The organism is Blautia sp. HCN-20427 (assembly GCF_037890365.1).
GTDB lineage: Bacteria > Bacillota > Clostridia > Lachnospirales > Lachnospiraceae > Blautia.
Genome location: NZ_JBBKBX010000006.1, coordinates 1 through 15,084 on the forward strand (window position 1 = coordinate 1; position 15,084 = coordinate 15,084).

Genomic DNA, 15,084 nt, shown 5'->3' on the forward strand with positions numbered 1-15,084 from the left:
AAGATTTTAAAGTTGTATGATATCCGGATTTATGGTAAAATAAACATTTGATAATATGATAAATTACGAAAGACAAAGGAAGAGGTTGAAGACATGTCATTGATAGAGGCACTGTTACTCGGACTGGTACAGGGACTTACTGAATTTTTGCCTGTAAGCAGTTCTGGTCATCTGGCCATTTTAAAAAATCTGCTGCAGATAAAAGAAACAGGAATTATCTTTTCCGTACTTTTGCATACAGGCACCCTTGCGGTACTTCTTGCGGCTTTTCGCCAGGACGTGAAAAAACTATTGTTGGAGGGTTGCAAGACCATCTACGATTTTGCGGGGAATTTTAAAATTTATTTTAAAAACCGACACGAACAGGAAGCTATCCGCTATAAAAAACTGATTTCAAATAATTACCGAAAACTGTTTTTACTCTTGCTGGTTTCCACACTTCCCACGGCTGTGGAAGGGATACTTCTTGAAGACTTGGTACTGCAGGCAGAGAGTAATCTGCTGGCACCGGCAATAGGACTGTTTATCACAGGTATTTTTCTGCTGGTGATTGATTTCTTTCCGGCAGGAAAAAAAATTCCAAAAGATGTAGGTTATGGTACGGCATTTTTCATTGGTATTTTTCAGGGAATTGCCGTATTTCCAGGAATTTCCAGGCTTGGTATTACTTTGGCCGTCTGTCTGATGTGCGGCTTTAACCGGAAATTTGCAATAAAATACGCTTTTCTGACCGCAATACCGGCTGTGCTGGGTGCAGCATTCTGGGAACTGATACAGGTTCCCGGTTCCGGAATTTCAGCGGGAACCTTTGGTATCTATCTGGCGGCAGCTGTTGTTGCGGGAATCACAGGCTATTTCTGTATCCGGCTTATGCTGCGGCTTATTCGGAAAAAGAAATTTTCTTTTTTTGCAGGATACTGTTTTCTGCTGGGTACAGCAGCGGCAGTCTGCAATTTTGTATTATAAGTAAGGGGAGAACATGATTATGGCGGCAGCGAGAAAAAGAAGCACCGGAAGCAGAAATACTTCCGCAAAGACTTCCAGCAACAGAAAAAAGAATACGAAAACACAGGCAAAGAGGGGGGCAACTGAGCATACATCCAGTTCTGTAGAGTCTGAAATTACTCTGTGGATTGTACTGACAATCTCCATTGTCCTTCTAGTCAGCAACTTTGGTGTAGGCGGGGCTGTAGGAAATGCCATCAGCAGTTTCTTTTTTGGACTGGTAGGTCTGATTTGCTATCCTCTGCCCATCTTTCTGTTCCTGGGAGTGGCCTTTGTCATATCTAATAGCCGAAATCCCAGAGCTTACCGAAAAATGGTGGGATTTTTACTTTTATTCATTGCCATGTGTATGTTTATGCAGCTTCTGACAGAAGGGGCAGTATATGAAGATTCCATACTGACTTATTATCAGGTTTCAGCAGAATACAAGACCGGAGGAGGGATTCTGGGCGGTCTTTTGTGCAGGCTCTGTGTACAGGCCTTTGGAACAGTAGGTACCTATGCCATTACCGTTGCTGCTATTATGATTTCCTTGGTACTGATTACCCAAAAATCCATGTTTGACATGATTCGCAAATGCAGCCGATGGGCTTACCGTCACGCAGCGCAAAGCCGTGCCCGGAGAATCGAAGCAGCCAGAATCCGTCAGGAACAGGCAGAAGCTTTGCAGGCGGAGGCCGAAGAAGAACACTCTTCCCGCCGAAAAGAGCGCCGGGAGGAAAAACAGCAACAGCCGCATCATCAAAAACAGGGCAGGGAAATTCCTACTTTCTTCACTGCAGAACCGCCCAAAGAGGAACCTGCAAAAGAAAATCCTGTAGACGAGCCTTTTGTACCGGAAAAAGCTTTCCCTATTCAGAGGGCAGACCATCTGGTGCAGGATATTGAGGAAATTGCCGTCTTAGAGGACGGAGTCGAAGATACAGCTGAAGAAATACCGGCAAAAGAACAAAAATCAGAAAAAACGGAGGGCAGCCACGGGAAAAATCCTCGCTCTTCTAAGGAAGAGATTCAAAAAGGTGTGGATGATGTCAAAAACGAAATTGCCGCAAAGGAAGTACAAGAGAAAAAGGAATATACCTTCCCTCCGGTTTCCCTTTTGAAAAAAGGCACAAAAAGCAATGGGGATTCCAATGCACACCTGCGGGAAACAGCAGGAAAGCTCCAGGAAACCCTACATAACTTCGGTGTAAACGTTACGATTACGAATGTCAGCTGCGGCCCTACAGTTACCAGATATGAACTGCAGCCGGAACAAGGAGTAAAGGTCAGCAAAATTGTCAGTCTTACCGATGATATCAAGCTGAATCTGGCGGCGACAGACATTCGTATTGAAGCACCGATTCCCGGTAAAGCGGCTGTGGGAATTGAGGTTCCAAATGCCAACAACAGTACGGTTATGCTTCGGGAACTGATTCAGTCTGACGCATTTCAGAAAAGCGAATCCAGACTGGCTTTTGCAGCAGGAAAAGATATTGCCGGAAAACCGGTTATTGCCGACATTGCGAAAATGCCCCATTTACTCATCGCAGGTGCCACTGGTTCCGGTAAATCAGTATGTATCAACACACTGATTATGAGTATTCTATATAAATCCTCACCGGAAGAAGTGAAATTGATTATGATTGACCCCAAGGTGGTGGAACTGAGCGTTTACAATGGCATTCCGCACCTGTTTATTCCGGTGGTGACAGACCCGAAAAAAGCGGCTGGAGCCTTAAACTGGGCTGTAGCGGAAATGACCGAGCGATATAACAAATTTGCCCAGTACAATGTGCGGGATATCAAAGGATACAACGCAAAAGTGGATGCCCTGACGGATATCGAAGCAGACAAAAAACCGCCAAGGCTGCCGCAGATTGTCATTATTGTGGACGAGCTTGCAGACCTTATGATGGTGGCGCCGGGAGAGGTGGAAGATTCCATTTGCCGCCTGGCCCAGCTTGCAAGAGCGGCTGGAATTCACCTGATTATTGCTACTCAGCGTCCTTCCGTAAATGTTATTACAGGTCTGATTAAAGCAAATATGCCTTCCAGAATTGCTTTTTCTGTATCCTCTGGTGTGGATTCCAGAACCATTCTGGACATGAACGGTGCAGAGAAACTGCTTGGAAAGGGCGATATGCTCTTTTATCCCCAAGGCTATCAGAAACCGGCCAGGGTACAGGGCGCTTTCGTCAGCGATCAGGAGGTCAGCGCAGTAGTAGAATTTCTTGCAAGCCAGAATCCTTCGGCTGCTTACAGTCAGGAAATCCAGGAGAAAATCGAGGCAGTAAAAGAAGCTTCTTCATCAGCGACAGATACTGCCAACGAGCGAGACGCTTACTTTAAAGATGCGGGAAAATTTATTATTGAGAAAGACAAAGCTTCTATCGGCATGCTGCAGAGAATGTTTAAAATCGGTTTTAACCGGGCGGCCAGAATCATGGACCAACTGTGCGAAGCCGGAGTTGTAGGCGAAGAAGAAGGGACAAAGCCTAGAAAAGTCCTGATGTCTATGGAAGAATTCGAGCAGTTTATTGATGAGTATTTATAGAAAATGAGGATGAAAATACATGAAATGTAGAAACTGTGGAGCAGAGTATGAAGAAGGCACTCTGTTTTGTCCAAAATGCGGCAAAGAGATTCAATGGGTACCGGAATACAATACCTTAGAAACCCTGATACGGCAGAAGGAACTCCAGGAACAGGAGCAGCGAAAGAAAGAACTGGAAGCACATAAAGAGAGAGAACGTCTTCAACGAAAGGCCGAACAGGAGCGGAGAAAAAAAAGGAAAAAGAGAATGATTCTGGCAGGTACTGCAGCAGCGGTGGCAGTAGTCGTAGGTGCAGGTCTGTTTTTTGTGTATCAGACCCAAATAAATTCCTTTGATTTCCAGATGGCCCAGGCGGAAACAGAATTCAGCAATAAAGCTTACAGCGAAGCACTGAAATATGTAGAGCGGGCGCTGTCTTTAAATCCCGACAGCGCAGAGGCCAACATTCTGGAAGCGAAGATTTATCTGAAAGAGGGAAACGAGGAAGCGGCTCTTTCCATTCTCTTATCCGTTGTGGAAAACCACCCGGACAGCACCAATGCCTACGGTGAAGTGCTTCGTCTGTATGAAAAAAATAAGGAATATGATAAAATACGTGATTTGATGAGCACGGCGACAGACAGCATGAAGTCAAAATATCAGAGCTATGTCTGTGAACTTCCTTCCGTTTCTCCCGCAGGTGGCAGTTACAGTGAAGAAGTAAAAATACAGATGGGTACTCTGTCTTCGGGCACAAAAGTGTATTACACCCTGGATGGCACAGACCCGGACAGCAGTAGCCAGGAATATAACGGTTCGATTCTTCTGGACGAAGAAGGAGACTTCACTTTGAAATACATTGCCTATAACGAAAAGGGTATTTCCAGCGAAGTAGGAAAAGAGACTTACCACCTGACCTTTAAAGCACCGGAAAAGCCTCAGATTTCGCCACCTTCTGACAAATATGAGTATGCGGCAGAAATTATTGTAACAGCTCCTGACGGCTGTGATATTTATTATGCCTTCGACGCAGAACCCACCACAGAAAGCGAAAAGTACACCGGTCCCATTACGATGCCCGAAGGAGAACACACCTTTTCCGCGATTGCTGTAGATTCCAGAGGTAAGGTCAGCCAGATCAGCAGCGCCATCTATGTATTTTATGGATAAATCCGTAAAAATAATTAAATAATACAGCAATCTGCACAAATTCTGTGCGGTACTAAGAAATCGGATTGAATTTTCAGTCCGATTGTCTTATACTGGAGAATAGTAATCATAACAATATATCGACAAAAGATGCACCCACTGGGAAATGCAAAGCCAGAAAGCCGGTATTTTGGATGAAATATGAGGAGGACATTATGTATAAGATTCTAAAAGCAGAAAAGCTGAATGAGATTGTATATCTCATGGAAGTCGAAGCACCAATGGTCGCAAAACACTGCGAGCCGGGTCAGTTTATCATTGTGAAATTAGATGATGCGGGAGAGAGAATTCCCCTGACCATCTGTGATTATGACAGAGAGGCAGGCACAGTTACCATTGTATTTCAGCCGATTGGCGCCTCTACAGAAAAATTTGCAAAATTACAGGCAAAAGATGCATTTGAGGACTTTGTAGGTCCCCTGGGCTGTCCATCTGAATTTGTACATGAAGATTTAGAAGAGTTAAAGAAAGAAAAAATTCTGTTCGTTGCAGGCGGTGTAGGTACTGCACCTGTTTACCCGCAGGTAAAATGGCTGCATGAACACGGCATTGACGCAGACGTTATCGTAGGTGCCAAGACAAAAGACTTAATCATTCTGGAAAAAGAAATGGAAGCGGTTGCAGGAAACCTGTATATCACCACAGATGACGGTTCCTACGGACGCAGCGGTATGGTTACGAAGGTGATTGACGACCTGGTTGCGGAAGGTAAGAAATACACTCGCTGTGTAGCCATCGGACCTATGATTATGATGAAATTTTGCTGCCTGACCACAAAGAAATACGAAATTCCTACTATCGTATCCATGAACCCGATTATGGTAGACGGTACTGGTATGTGCGGTGCCTGTCGTGTCATCGTAGGCGGAGAAGTGAAATTTGCCTGCGTAGACGGTCCGGAATTTGACGGTCACTTAATTGACTGGGATTTGGCTATGAAAAGACAGCAGATGTACAAGACAGAAGAAGGAAGAGCATTGTTAAAAGAACGTGAAGGAGAGACTCATCACGGCGGATGCGGAAACTGCGGAGGTGACGAATAATGGGCAGCGTATTAGAAAAAGTTCCTGTAAGAGAACAGGACCCAAAGGTAAGAGCAACAAATTTTGAAGAAGTTTGTCTGGGATATAACAAAGAAGAAGCAATGGAAGAAGCAGCCCGCTGCTTGAACTGCAAGAATGCCAAATGTGTGAAAGGATGTCCGGTATCCATCAACATTCCTGCATTTATTCACGAAGTAAAAGAGGGCAACTTCGCAGAGGCATACAAAATCATCGGTCAGTCCAGCGCACTGCCGGCTGTCTGCGGACGTGTATGTCCTCAGGAATCCCAGTGTGAAGGCGTTTGTATCCGCGGTATCAAAGGAGAAGCCGTTTCCATCGGTAAGCTGGAACGTTTCGTAGCTGACTGGGCAAAAGAAAACGGTATCAAACCCGAAGCGCCTGCTGAAAAGAACGGTCATAAGGTAGCCGTTATCGGTTCCGGTCCTTCCGGACTTACCTGCGCCGGAGATTTGGCTAAAATGGGCTATGATGTAACTATCTTTGAAGCCCTGCACCAGCCGGGCGGCGTACTGGTATACGGAATTCCGGAATTCCGTCTTCCGAAAGACAAAGTAGTAAAAGAAGAAGTGGAAAACGTAAAATCTCTTGGCGTTAAAATTGAAACAAATGTCATCATCGGTAAATCCACTACAGTAGATGAATTAATGGAAAACGAAGGCTTTGAAGCTGTATTTATCGGCTCCGGTGCCGGCCTTCCAATGTTCATGGGTATTCCCGGAGAAGTATCAAACGGGGTATTCTCTGCAAACGAATACCTGACCAGAAGCAATCTGATGAAGGCTTTCCGTGAAGACTATGATACCCCTATTGTAACAGGTAAAAAAGTCGTTGTTGTAGGCGGCGGAAACGTAGCTATGGATGCTGCAAGAACAGCTCTTCGTCTGGGCGCAGAAGTACATGTTGTATACAGAAGAAGTGAAGAAGAGCTTCCGGCAAGAAAGGAAGAGGTTCATCACGCAAAAGAAGAAGGCATTATCTTTGACCTTCTTACAAATCCGGTAGAAATTCTGGCAGACGAAAACGGTTGGGTAAAAGGCATCAAATGCGTACGCATGGAATTAGGGGAACCGGATGCTTCCGGCAGAAGACGTCCGGTTGTTGTTGAAGGTTCTGAATTCGAGATGGATGTAGATACTGTTATCATGTCTCTGGGAACTTCACCTAACCCGCTGATTTCTTCCACTACCATTGGTCTGGATGTAAACAGAAGAAAATGTATCATTGCAGACGAAGAAAGCGGACAGACATCAAAAGAAGGTGTTTACGCAGGCGGTGATGCCGTAACCGGCGCAGCAACGGTTATCCTGGCTATGGGGGCAGGAAAAGCGGCAGCAAAAGGTATTGATGAGTTTATCAAAAACAAAGCAAAATAATTGCAGAAACAGATAAGATACATAGAGGGCATCGCATTAAGTACATAACAAGGGGCTTAAAGCGATGTCCCTTTTGTTATATGGAGATGGTGACATGGAAAAGAAAACAGAAGAATACACAGATATCACCGCCTGGGTGCGGGAAGAACTGCTTCGCCATGCAGAGGAAGCATATGGAGAATTTCACAAATCCCTGGTGCCAGGTCTGGAATCCATGCTGGGGGTCCGGGTGCCCAACATACGGAAAATCGCGAAAAAGGCGGCAAAAATAGATTATTACGCATATGCCAAAGAGGCAGACTTATCCGTGTATGAGGAATTAATGATAAGAGGCATGATGATCGGCTATGCCTGTCTGACTATGGAAGAACAGAAAACAGAACTGAGAAAATTTGTTCCTCATATCAATAACTGGGCTGTTTGCGATTGCTGCTGTGCCACCTATAAATTTATGAAAAAGAACCAGGAAGACTGGTTTTCTTTCCTGGAAGAATATGTATACAGCCATAGCGAATACCAGGTGCGCTTTGCCGTGGTGTGTATGCTGGATTTCTTTATCTGTGAAGCTTTTCTGGAGAGGGTACTGGATTTGCTTTCGCAGATTCGCCAGGAAGGCTATTATGTAAAAATGGCAGTGGCCTGGGCTGTTTCTATTTGCTACATCAAATTTCCCAGGGAGACAGAAAGACTCTTTACAGAGAATCTTCTGGATGACTTTACCCACAACAAAGCCATTCAGAAAATCCAGGAATCTTACCGGGTAGAAAAAGCAGACAAAGAACGGCTGAACACCTTAAAACGAAAGTGAGAAATGAGGATAAGACATGAAGGCAAAAGTAAAGGATAAAATCAGAATTATCAATAAAATGAATGACTGGTCCATGGATTACAAAGAAGGAGATATCTTTACTGTGGAAAGTACCTGGTACGGCGGTGTAAATGTCAAAAGCCCTGCAGGTATTCCCCTGTCCCTTGATGAGGTGGAATATGAAGTTTTGGAGGAAAACAGTGACGCAAAGCTTACACAAAAGCAAAGGGCAATCTTTCATGCAGACAGTGAATCCGGCGTCCAAAAAGCCCTTGATGATGCCGAAAATCTGCTGAAATACGGAAGAAGGAAGGGCCTCTGTGTGGAACTGGAAATTCTGGCAGAAGGAACGGGCATTTTTGTTTTTCGCGCATCTTCTAAGGAAAATGAAAAAATCCGGAGTCTGCAGTCAGAAGGCATAAAATTTGTAGTGTGTCAAAAAGCCATGGAACAGATACCACTTACCGGAGCAGAATTGATATCCGGCGTAAAACTGGCAGAACTCGGCATTGCAGAACTGGTGGAAAAAGAGAGCCAGGGATTTGCCTATATCAAAGCGTAAAGGGACAACGATTATGAAAATTACGGTTATTACAGTGGGAAAACTGAAGGAGAAATACTTAAAAGATGCCATTGCGGAATACAGCAAACGACTGAGCAAATACGGTAAGCTGGAAATATTAGAAGTGGCAGATGAAAAGACACCGGATATGGCCAGTGAGACCGTAGAACGGCAAATACGGCAAAAAGAAGGGGAACGGATTCTGCGGTATATAAAGGATGACGCCTATGTGCTTACTCTGGAAATTGGCGGCAAAATGCTGGATTCCGTGGAATTTGCAAAGAAAATCGAAACGCTGGGTGTACAGGGGAAAAGTCATCTGACTTTCGTTATCGGTGGTTCTATCGGCTTAGGTGAAGAAGTACTGAAGCGGTCCGACTATGCGCTGAGTTTCTCTAAAATGACGTTTCCTCATCAGCTTATGCGGGTAATCTTGCTGGAGCAGATATACAGAGGATATCGGATTATAGAGGGAGCGCCATATCATAAATAGGGGCGGTTGTGTTTTCCTGCCGGGGTGTGTATAATAATGGAAACAGGAAGAAGGTGATTTCTATGGCAAAGACCGTCAGTATTGGTCTTCAGGATTTTGGCAAAATACAGGATTTGAATACTTTTTATATTGATAAAACGAAATTTATCAAAGGCAGATAATTTATGAACAACTGCAGGAAAAAGAAAGTGCCATTTGGAGTCTTTTTCTGGCCAGTGGTTATTTAAAAGTGGAGCAGGTAGAATTTCAGAAAACGGGACGAGTTCTCTATTCTCTTTCTTTGACAAATAGGGAAGTCCGCATGATGTTTGAAACCATTATACAGAGTTGGTTTGCTGACTATGACAGTGGCTATAATGATTTTGTGAAGGCATTATTGTCAGACGATGTCAAAGCAATGAATGTATATATGAACCGGGTTGCCGTGACGACCTTCCGTTTTTTTGACACTGGAAGAAAAATTTCCGTATCCCATGACCCGGACAGTGAGAGGCGTTTGGAAGATACGGCGAAGAATGCGCTGAAACAAATTGACGAGAAAAAATATGCAGCGATATTGGCTTCAAAGGGAATTCCACAGGAAAAGATCCGAAAGTATGGGTTTGCATTTTGTGGAAAAGAAATATTCATTGGAAAAGAATAAGAAAGTATATTTTGAATGGAGGCATTGACATGAAAGTAGTCACTTTTGGAGAAATTATGCTGCGTCTGAAGACGCCCGAACATTTGCGGATTCTGCAGACCAGAGATTTTGAAGCCAGCTACGGAGGAGCAGAAGCCAACGTGGCTGTGTCTTTAGCCATGCTGGAAGACCCGGTATCTTTTGTCACGAAGGTTCCGGATAATCCAATAGGGCGGGCAGCGGTAAACGAAGTACGCCATTACGGGGTGGATACTTCCTATATTTTAAAGGGAGGTTCTCGTCTGGGCATTTATTATTTTGAAAAAGGCAGCAACATCCGTCCTACGAATGTCGTATATGACCGGGAATACAGCGCACTTTCTCTTGCAGAGGCTTCTGAATTTCACTGGGAAGAAATTTTGGAAGAGGGAGATATTTTCTATTTTTCCGGTGTCACCCCGGCTATCAGTGCGCATATGAAAACCGCTGTGCTTAAGGCCCTGCAATATAGCCGAAACCACGGAGTGTTTGTTGTCTGTGATTTAAACTACCGGGCAAAAATGTGGAGCAGCCGGCAAGCTCAGACGGTTATGAAAGAATGTATGCAGTATGTGGACTTGTGCATTGCCAACGATGAAGATTTTGAAGCAACTTTAGGCATCCCTGCCTTTGATGGAAATATGCGTACAGGAATTCAGCAGATGGATACTTATAAAAAAGGAATGGAGGAAATTTTAAAGCAGTATCCGGGCTGCAAGTCCGTGGCCAGTGTTCTGCGGAATATGTATACGGTGGAAGACGGGGACTGGATGGGAATTTATTTGAAAGACGGAAAATTCTACGAAAGCCCGATTCACACCGTACACAGTCTGGAAGCAGTAGGGGCGGGAGACGCTTTTGCAGGGGGCTTGCTGCATGGTATTCTCAGGAATTTTGAGCCGCAGAAAACCATTGATTTTGCCATTACCGCCAGTGTAATGAAGCTAATGATACAGTATGATTTTAATATTGTCACAGAAGAGGATATTCTGCGGATTATGAAATCTTCCAATACAAATCTGCAAAGGTAGGAAAACAGAAGGAAATGGAGAGCATTATGGAAAATCAGGAACCAAAACATCAGCGCCGGGTACGCTATAAAGGCACACACCCACGGACTTATAAAGAAAAATACAAGGAGCTGCAGCCGGAAAAATATGCGGATACCATTGAAAAAGTTATTCGCAAGGGTGGCACTCCGGCAGGTATGCACATTTCTATCTGTGTACAGGAAATTCTGGATTTTCTGCAGATACAGCCGGGACAGCAGGGTCTGGATGCCACCTTGGGATATGGCGGACACAGTTCCAAAATGCTGGAATGTCTGCAGCAGAAGGGACATCTCTACGCTCTGGATGTAGACCCCATTGAAATGAAAAAGACACAGGCCAGGCTGGAAGGCATGGGGTATGGTCCGGACATTCTGACTGTCAAACAGATGAATTTTGCAGACATTGACCTGCTGGTACAGGAGACAGGGAAATTTGACTTCGTACTGGCAGATTTGGGCGTTTCTTCCATGCAGATAGATAATCCGGAACGGGGATTTACTTATAAACAGGAGGGACCTTTGGATTTGCGCCTGAATCCTGAAAAAGGGATTTCCGCAGCAGAACGATTAAAAGACATTTCACAGGCAGAACTGGAAGGTATGCTCATGGAAAATTCCGATGAACCTTATGCCAGAGAAATCTCCATGGCTATTCTCTCAGAACAGAGAAAAGGGCATGTAATTGACACCACTACAAAGCTAAAAGAAGTCATTGAAAAGGCCCTTGTCCGTCTTCCAAAAGAAGAGCAAAAAGAAGCAGTGAAAAAGTCCTGTGCCAGAACCTTCCAGGCACTGCGCATTGATGTGAACAGTGAATTTGAAGTACTGGAAGCTTTTCTTGAAAAATTACCCCGGATTTTAAAACCACAGGGAAGAGTGGCGATTCTCACCTTCCATTCCGGGGAAGACCGTATGGTAAAAAAATCTTTCCAGAGTTTTTACCGGGAAGGTGTTTACCGGGATATTGCCAAAGAGGTTATCCGCCCTTCCAAAGAAGAGTGCAATCAAAACAGCCGGGCCCGTTCTACCAAAATGCGCTGGGCCATAAAAGCATAAATGTGACAGACAGGAGACAGAAAAATGAAGAAAACAGCAGCTTTGTTACTTGCAGGAATTTTTACCGCAGCACTTTTGGCAGGTTGCGGCACAAAAGGAGAGAGCAAAAAGGAAAACAGCAGTCAGACAGATAACAGTGATGATACAAAGGTACAAATCACAGTAAAAGAATATGGAACCATTGAGGTAGCCCTGGACGAGGAAGCAGCGCCTCTTACTGTGGAAAATTTTCTGAAACTGACAGAGGAAGGCTTTTATGACGGACTGACCTTTCACCGTATTATAGACGGCTTTATGATTCAAGGCGGCGACCCAAAAGGAAACGGAACCGGCGGCTCTGACGAAACCATCAAGGGAGAATTTTCTGAAAATGGAGTGGAAAATCCTCTTTCACATACCAGAGGTGCTATTTCCATGGCACGCTCCCAGGACTATGACAGCGCCAGCTCCCAGTTTTTTATTGTGCAGGAAGACAGCACCTATCTGGACGGACAATATGCGGCTTTCGGGTATGTCACAGAAGGTATGGATGTGGTAGATAAAATTTGCGAAGATGTGTCTGTGGAAGACCAGAACGGAACCGTTCTGCCAGAAAATCAGCCCGTAATCGAAAGTATCAAGGTAGTAAAATAGAAATTTCTGAATTGACAAGTCTGTGCCCAGATGGTATAATGCCTCCCCGATAACAAGAAGACAGAAGAAAGGGCTAGGTGTTATGAAGTATGACCATTTATCAGGAATTACAGTTAAATCAAGCGGGCTCTAAGGCGCTTATTAAAAGCAGCCAGAGCCGGAAAGAAAAGGTTCGTCACATTGCAGTATATCTGTTGAAAATTTTTATTACCATGGCGTTCTGCATGGCTTTTGTCATTGGCTACAGCACGATTTTCGGAGATGAAAACAGTGTAACCGGCGTGGTCGTGTTACTGTGCGTCATGGTGTTTCGTTTTGCGGATTTCGGAATTTACACACCGCATGCGTTAAGTTCCCTCATGGCTGTGTTTGCCATATTGGCGGTTGGCCCCAGACTGGCCAATATGGGAAATCTTTTTACAGAACTGCTGGTGAATCTGGCATGTATTTTTATACTTATGGTGTTAGGTTGTCATAATGTGGTTATGGCAAACCATTCTACTTTGGTGCTGGGATACCTGCTTTTGTACGGGTATGATGTAACCGGAATGGATTATGCTCTGCGTCTGGCAGGACTTGGTGCAGGCGCTCTGCTTACCGGTATTGTGTTCTACCGCAACCATAAAAACCAGACTTATAAAAGAGCGTTCAAACATTTAATTCTGGAATTTGATTTATCCTCTGTACGGACCAGATGGCAGCTGTCCATTACTTTTGGCGTATCCACCGCCATTTTTCTGGCAGGACTTCTTGGACTTCCCAGAAGCATGTGGGTAGGTATTGCAGTCATGTCCGTGCTGCTGCCATTTAGAAGAGACATGAAAGAGCGTGTGAAGGGAAGAATTCCCGGAAATCTGGCCGGAGGTATTGTATTCCTTCTGGTATATCCGCTTCTGCCAGAAAGTCTTTGTCCATATATTGGAGTCATCGGCGGCGTTGGTGTAGGACTTTCCGCAACTTATGGTTGGCAGGCTGTATTTAATTCCCTGGGTGCTATGGCCATTGCCGTCAGCTTCCTGGGCGTTCCCGGTGCTGTATTTTTCCGTATTTTCAACAATATTCTGGGTTCTGTGTATGGGCTGGTTTTTGATAAACTTTTTCACGGTTCCTTAAACCGGATGAGCCAGAAAAACACACTGGCAGATTCCTGAGGATTGCAGTTGACAGCAGGGATTTTAATGTATTAAAATAATGACGCAGAAAAAATCTTAACAAAAAAGGGAGATGGAAATTATGGTACATCACATTGTTATGTGGAAATTCAAACCGGAAATCGAAGAAAGTCAAAAACCACAGCTGAAACAGGCTATGGCAGAGCATTTAAAGGGACTGGTAGGAAAGGTTCCGGGGCTTTTAACCGTCGACTTTGTAGAACAGCCGCTGCCTTCCAGCACACATGATATGGCGCTGGTTACTACTCTGGAAAAAGCGGAGGATGTAGCTGTTTACGGTTCCCACCCGGAGCATGTAAAAGTGGCAGATACGTATGTCCGCCCTTATGTTACAGAGAGAGCTTGCCTGGATTACGAATAATTTCCCATTGATTTACATAGTAGGAGAAGCAAAATGCAGAAAGTAAGACTTGGAAAAACAGAACTTGAAGTGAGCAAAAACGGATTCGGAGCGCTTCCCATTCAGAGAATTACAAAAGCTGAGGCCGTATATCTGCTGCAGAAAGCCTTTTATCACGGCATCAATTATTTTGATACTGCAAGGGCTTATTCTGACAGCGAAGAAAAACTGGGAGCAGCTTTTTCCTATACACGGGAAAAGCTGGTTATCAGTACCAAAACAACGGCTCAGAATGAAAAGGATTTCTGGAAAGATTTAGATGAGAGCCTTTTAAAGCTGCAGACAGATTATATTGATATTTACCAGTTCCACAATCCGGCTTTTTGCCCCAGACCGGAAGACGGCACAGGACTTTATGAGGCCGCTTTAAAGGCAAAGGAACAAGGAAAAATCCGCCATATCGGTATTACCAATCACCGTTTGGCAGTAGCAGACGAGGCGATTGCCTCTGGTCTATATGAAACCCTGCAGTTTCCGTTTTCCTATCTGGCCGCTGAGGCAGATATCAAGCTGGCAGAACAGTGTAAGGACGCAGATATGGGCTTTATTGCCATGAAAGGACTTTCTGGCGGACTGATTCACAACTCTGCTGCCGCTTATGCCTTTATGGCCCAGCCGCAGTTTTCAAATGTAGCGCCTATCTGGGGTATCCAGAAGGAAAACGAACTGGACGAATTTCTTTCATATGAGGTCTGTCCCCCGCAGCTGACCAAAGAACTGCAGGAGGAAATTGCCAAAGACAGGGAACAGCTTTCCGGAGATTTCTGCCGTGGCTGTGGTTACTGTATGCCCTGTCCGGCCGGAATCGAAATCAATAACTGTGCCCGTATGAGTTTAATGCTCCGAAGAGCACCTCAGACGGCATGGCTGTCCTCGGAATGGCAGGCAAAAATGCAGAAAATTGACGGCTGTATGCACTGCAATAAGTGTATGAAAAAATGTCCATATGGATTGAATACGCCGGAACTTCTAGCCAAAAATTATGAGGACTACAAAACCTTTTTATAACTTTTAAAAGCATAACCAAGGAGCAAATTTATATGGATACAAAAAATCTTCCAATCTGAATATTATAAGAGGA

Annotated in this window: 15 protein-coding genes; all 15 read left to right on the top strand. The window is 44.5% G+C overall.

Annotated features, from left to right (window positions below; genetic code table 11):
* Nucleotides 1–93: 93 nt before the first annotated feature.
* The 15 genes from WKT17_RS04945 to WKT17_RS05015 all read left to right on the top strand — a co-directional run bounded on the left by WKT17_RS04945 (nt 94) and on the right by WKT17_RS05015 (nt 15,011).
* Nucleotides 94–966 carry an undecaprenyl-diphosphate phosphatase gene (locus WKT17_RS04945; protein ID WP_173749577.1) on the top strand — a complete coding sequence of 291 codons (873 nt, stop codon included), beginning with the start codon at nt 94–96 and terminating at the stop codon, nt 964–966.
* A 19-nt stretch (nt 967–985) separates the two neighbouring features.
* Nucleotides 986–3,541: an FtsK/SpoIIIE family DNA translocase gene (locus tag WKT17_RS04950; RefSeq protein WP_294542483.1), complete on the top strand. Its 2,556-nt coding sequence runs from the start codon at nt 986–988 to the stop codon at nt 3,539–3,541.
* A 19-nt stretch (nt 3,542–3,560) separates the two neighbouring features.
* A complete protein-coding gene (locus tag WKT17_RS04955; protein WP_291683603.1) occupies nt 3,561–4,691 on the top strand; it encodes a chitobiase/beta-hexosaminidase C-terminal domain-containing protein in 1,131 nt (376 codons plus the stop codon).
* A gap of 194 nt (nt 4,692–4,885) precedes the next feature.
* Nucleotides 4,886–5,773, top strand: a complete 888-nt coding sequence (locus WKT17_RS04960; protein ID WP_173749574.1) for a sulfide/dihydroorotate dehydrogenase-like FAD/NAD-binding protein — start codon at nt 4,886–4,888, stop codon at nt 5,771–5,773.
* Nucleotides 5,773–7,167, top strand: a complete 1,395-nt coding sequence (gene gltA / locus WKT17_RS04965) for an NADPH-dependent glutamate synthase (protein ID WP_173749573.1) — start codon at nt 5,773–5,775, stop codon at nt 7,165–7,167. The genes WKT17_RS04960 and gltA overlap by 1 nt, the downstream gene beginning before the upstream one ends.
* 94 nt (nt 7,168–7,261) lie before the next feature.
* The gene (locus tag WKT17_RS04970) at nt 7,262–7,975 is read left to right on the top strand and encodes a DNA alkylation repair protein (protein ID WP_173749572.1); all 714 of its coding nucleotides are present in this window, start codon (nt 7,262–7,264) and stop codon (nt 7,973–7,975) included.
* Nucleotides 7,976–7,991: 16 nt separating this feature from the next.
* A complete protein-coding gene (locus tag WKT17_RS04975) occupies nt 7,992–8,537 on the top strand; it encodes a DsrE family protein (RefSeq protein WP_173749571.1) in 546 nt (181 codons plus the stop codon).
* A 13-nt stretch (nt 8,538–8,550) separates the two neighbouring features.
* Nucleotides 8,551–9,030, top strand: a complete 480-nt coding sequence (gene rlmH, locus WKT17_RS04980) for a 23S rRNA (pseudouridine(1915)-N(3))-methyltransferase RlmH (RefSeq protein WP_173749570.1) — start codon at nt 8,551–8,553, stop codon at nt 9,028–9,030.
* Between the two features lie 301 nt (nt 9,031–9,331).
* The gene (locus tag WKT17_RS04985) at nt 9,332–9,673 is read left to right on the top strand and encodes a PD-(D/E)XK nuclease domain-containing protein (protein WP_226853654.1); all 342 of its coding nucleotides are present in this window, start codon (nt 9,332–9,334) and stop codon (nt 9,671–9,673) included.
* A gap of 29 nt (nt 9,674–9,702) precedes the next feature.
* Nucleotides 9,703–10,722 carry a sugar kinase gene (locus tag WKT17_RS04990; RefSeq protein WP_173749569.1) on the top strand — a complete coding sequence of 340 codons (1,020 nt, stop codon included), beginning with the start codon at nt 9,703–9,705 and terminating at the stop codon, nt 10,720–10,722.
* Nucleotides 10,723–10,748: 26 nt separating this feature from the next.
* On the top strand, nt 10,749–11,798 hold the full coding sequence (gene rsmH / locus WKT17_RS04995) for a 16S rRNA (cytosine(1402)-N(4))-methyltransferase RsmH (RefSeq protein ID WP_173749568.1): 1,050 nt from the start codon (nt 10,749–10,751) through the stop codon (nt 11,796–11,798).
* A 24-nt stretch (nt 11,799–11,822) separates the two neighbouring features.
* Nucleotides 11,823–12,431, top strand: a complete 609-nt coding sequence (locus WKT17_RS05000) for a peptidylprolyl isomerase (RefSeq protein ID WP_173749567.1) — start codon at nt 11,823–11,825, stop codon at nt 12,429–12,431.
* Between the two features lie 89 nt (nt 12,432–12,520).
* On the top strand, nt 12,521–13,582 hold the full coding sequence (locus tag WKT17_RS05005) for an FUSC family protein (RefSeq protein WP_173749566.1): 1,062 nt from the start codon (nt 12,521–12,523) through the stop codon (nt 13,580–13,582).
* 82 nt (nt 13,583–13,664) lie between these two features.
* Nucleotides 13,665–13,964, top strand: coding sequence for a Dabb family protein (locus tag WKT17_RS05010; protein ID WP_173749565.1), 300 nt, complete (start codon nt 13,665–13,667; stop codon nt 13,962–13,964).
* A gap of 33 nt (nt 13,965–13,997) precedes the next feature.
* Nucleotides 13,998–15,011, top strand: a complete 1,014-nt coding sequence (locus WKT17_RS05015; protein ID WP_173749564.1) for an aldo/keto reductase — start codon at nt 13,998–14,000, stop codon at nt 15,009–15,011.
* Nucleotides 15,012–15,084 lie beyond the last annotated feature (73 nt).

Excerpts from the sequence above, each read along its gene's own strand:
- WKT17_RS05010 (WP_173749565.1), top strand. The coding sequence starts at position 13,665 with ATGGTACATCACATTGTTATGTGGAAATTCAAACCGGAAATCGAAGAA.
- WKT17_RS04955 (WP_291683603.1), top strand. The coding sequence starts at position 3,561 with ATGAAATGTAGAAACTGTGGAGCAGAGTATGAAGAAGGCACTCTGTTT.
- rlmH (WP_173749570.1), top strand. The coding sequence starts at position 8,551 with ATGAAAATTACGGTTATTACAGTGGGAAAACTGAAGGAGAAATACTTA.
- WKT17_RS05015 (WP_173749564.1), top strand. The coding sequence starts at position 13,998 with ATGCAGAAAGTAAGACTTGGAAAAACAGAACTTGAAGTGAGCAAAAAC.
- WKT17_RS04950 (WP_294542483.1), top strand. The coding sequence starts at position 986 with ATGGCGGCAGCGAGAAAAAGAAGCACCGGAAGCAGAAATACTTCCGCA.
- WKT17_RS05000 (WP_173749567.1), top strand. The coding sequence starts at position 11,823 with ATGAAGAAAACAGCAGCTTTGTTACTTGCAGGAATTTTTACCGCAGCA.
- WKT17_RS05005 (WP_173749566.1), top strand. The coding sequence starts at position 12,521 with ATGACCATTTATCAGGAATTACAGTTAAATCAAGCGGGCTCTAAGGCG.
- WKT17_RS04970 (WP_173749572.1), top strand. The coding sequence starts at position 7,262 with ATGGAAAAGAAAACAGAAGAATACACAGATATCACCGCCTGGGTGCGG.
- WKT17_RS04975 (WP_173749571.1), top strand. The coding sequence starts at position 7,992 with ATGAAGGCAAAAGTAAAGGATAAAATCAGAATTATCAATAAAATGAAT.
- WKT17_RS04960 (WP_173749574.1), top strand. The coding sequence starts at position 4,886 with ATGTATAAGATTCTAAAAGCAGAAAAGCTGAATGAGATTGTATATCTC.
- gltA (WP_173749573.1), top strand. The coding sequence starts at position 5,773 with ATGGGCAGCGTATTAGAAAAAGTTCCTGTAAGAGAACAGGACCCAAAG.
- WKT17_RS04985 (WP_226853654.1), top strand. The coding sequence starts at position 9,332 with ATGATGTTTGAAACCATTATACAGAGTTGGTTTGCTGACTATGACAGT.
- rsmH (WP_173749568.1), top strand. The coding sequence starts at position 10,749 with ATGGAAAATCAGGAACCAAAACATCAGCGCCGGGTACGCTATAAAGGC.
- WKT17_RS04945 (WP_173749577.1), top strand. The coding sequence starts at position 94 with ATGTCATTGATAGAGGCACTGTTACTCGGACTGGTACAGGGACTTACT.
- WKT17_RS04990 (WP_173749569.1), top strand. The coding sequence starts at position 9,703 with ATGAAAGTAGTCACTTTTGGAGAAATTATGCTGCGTCTGAAGACGCCC.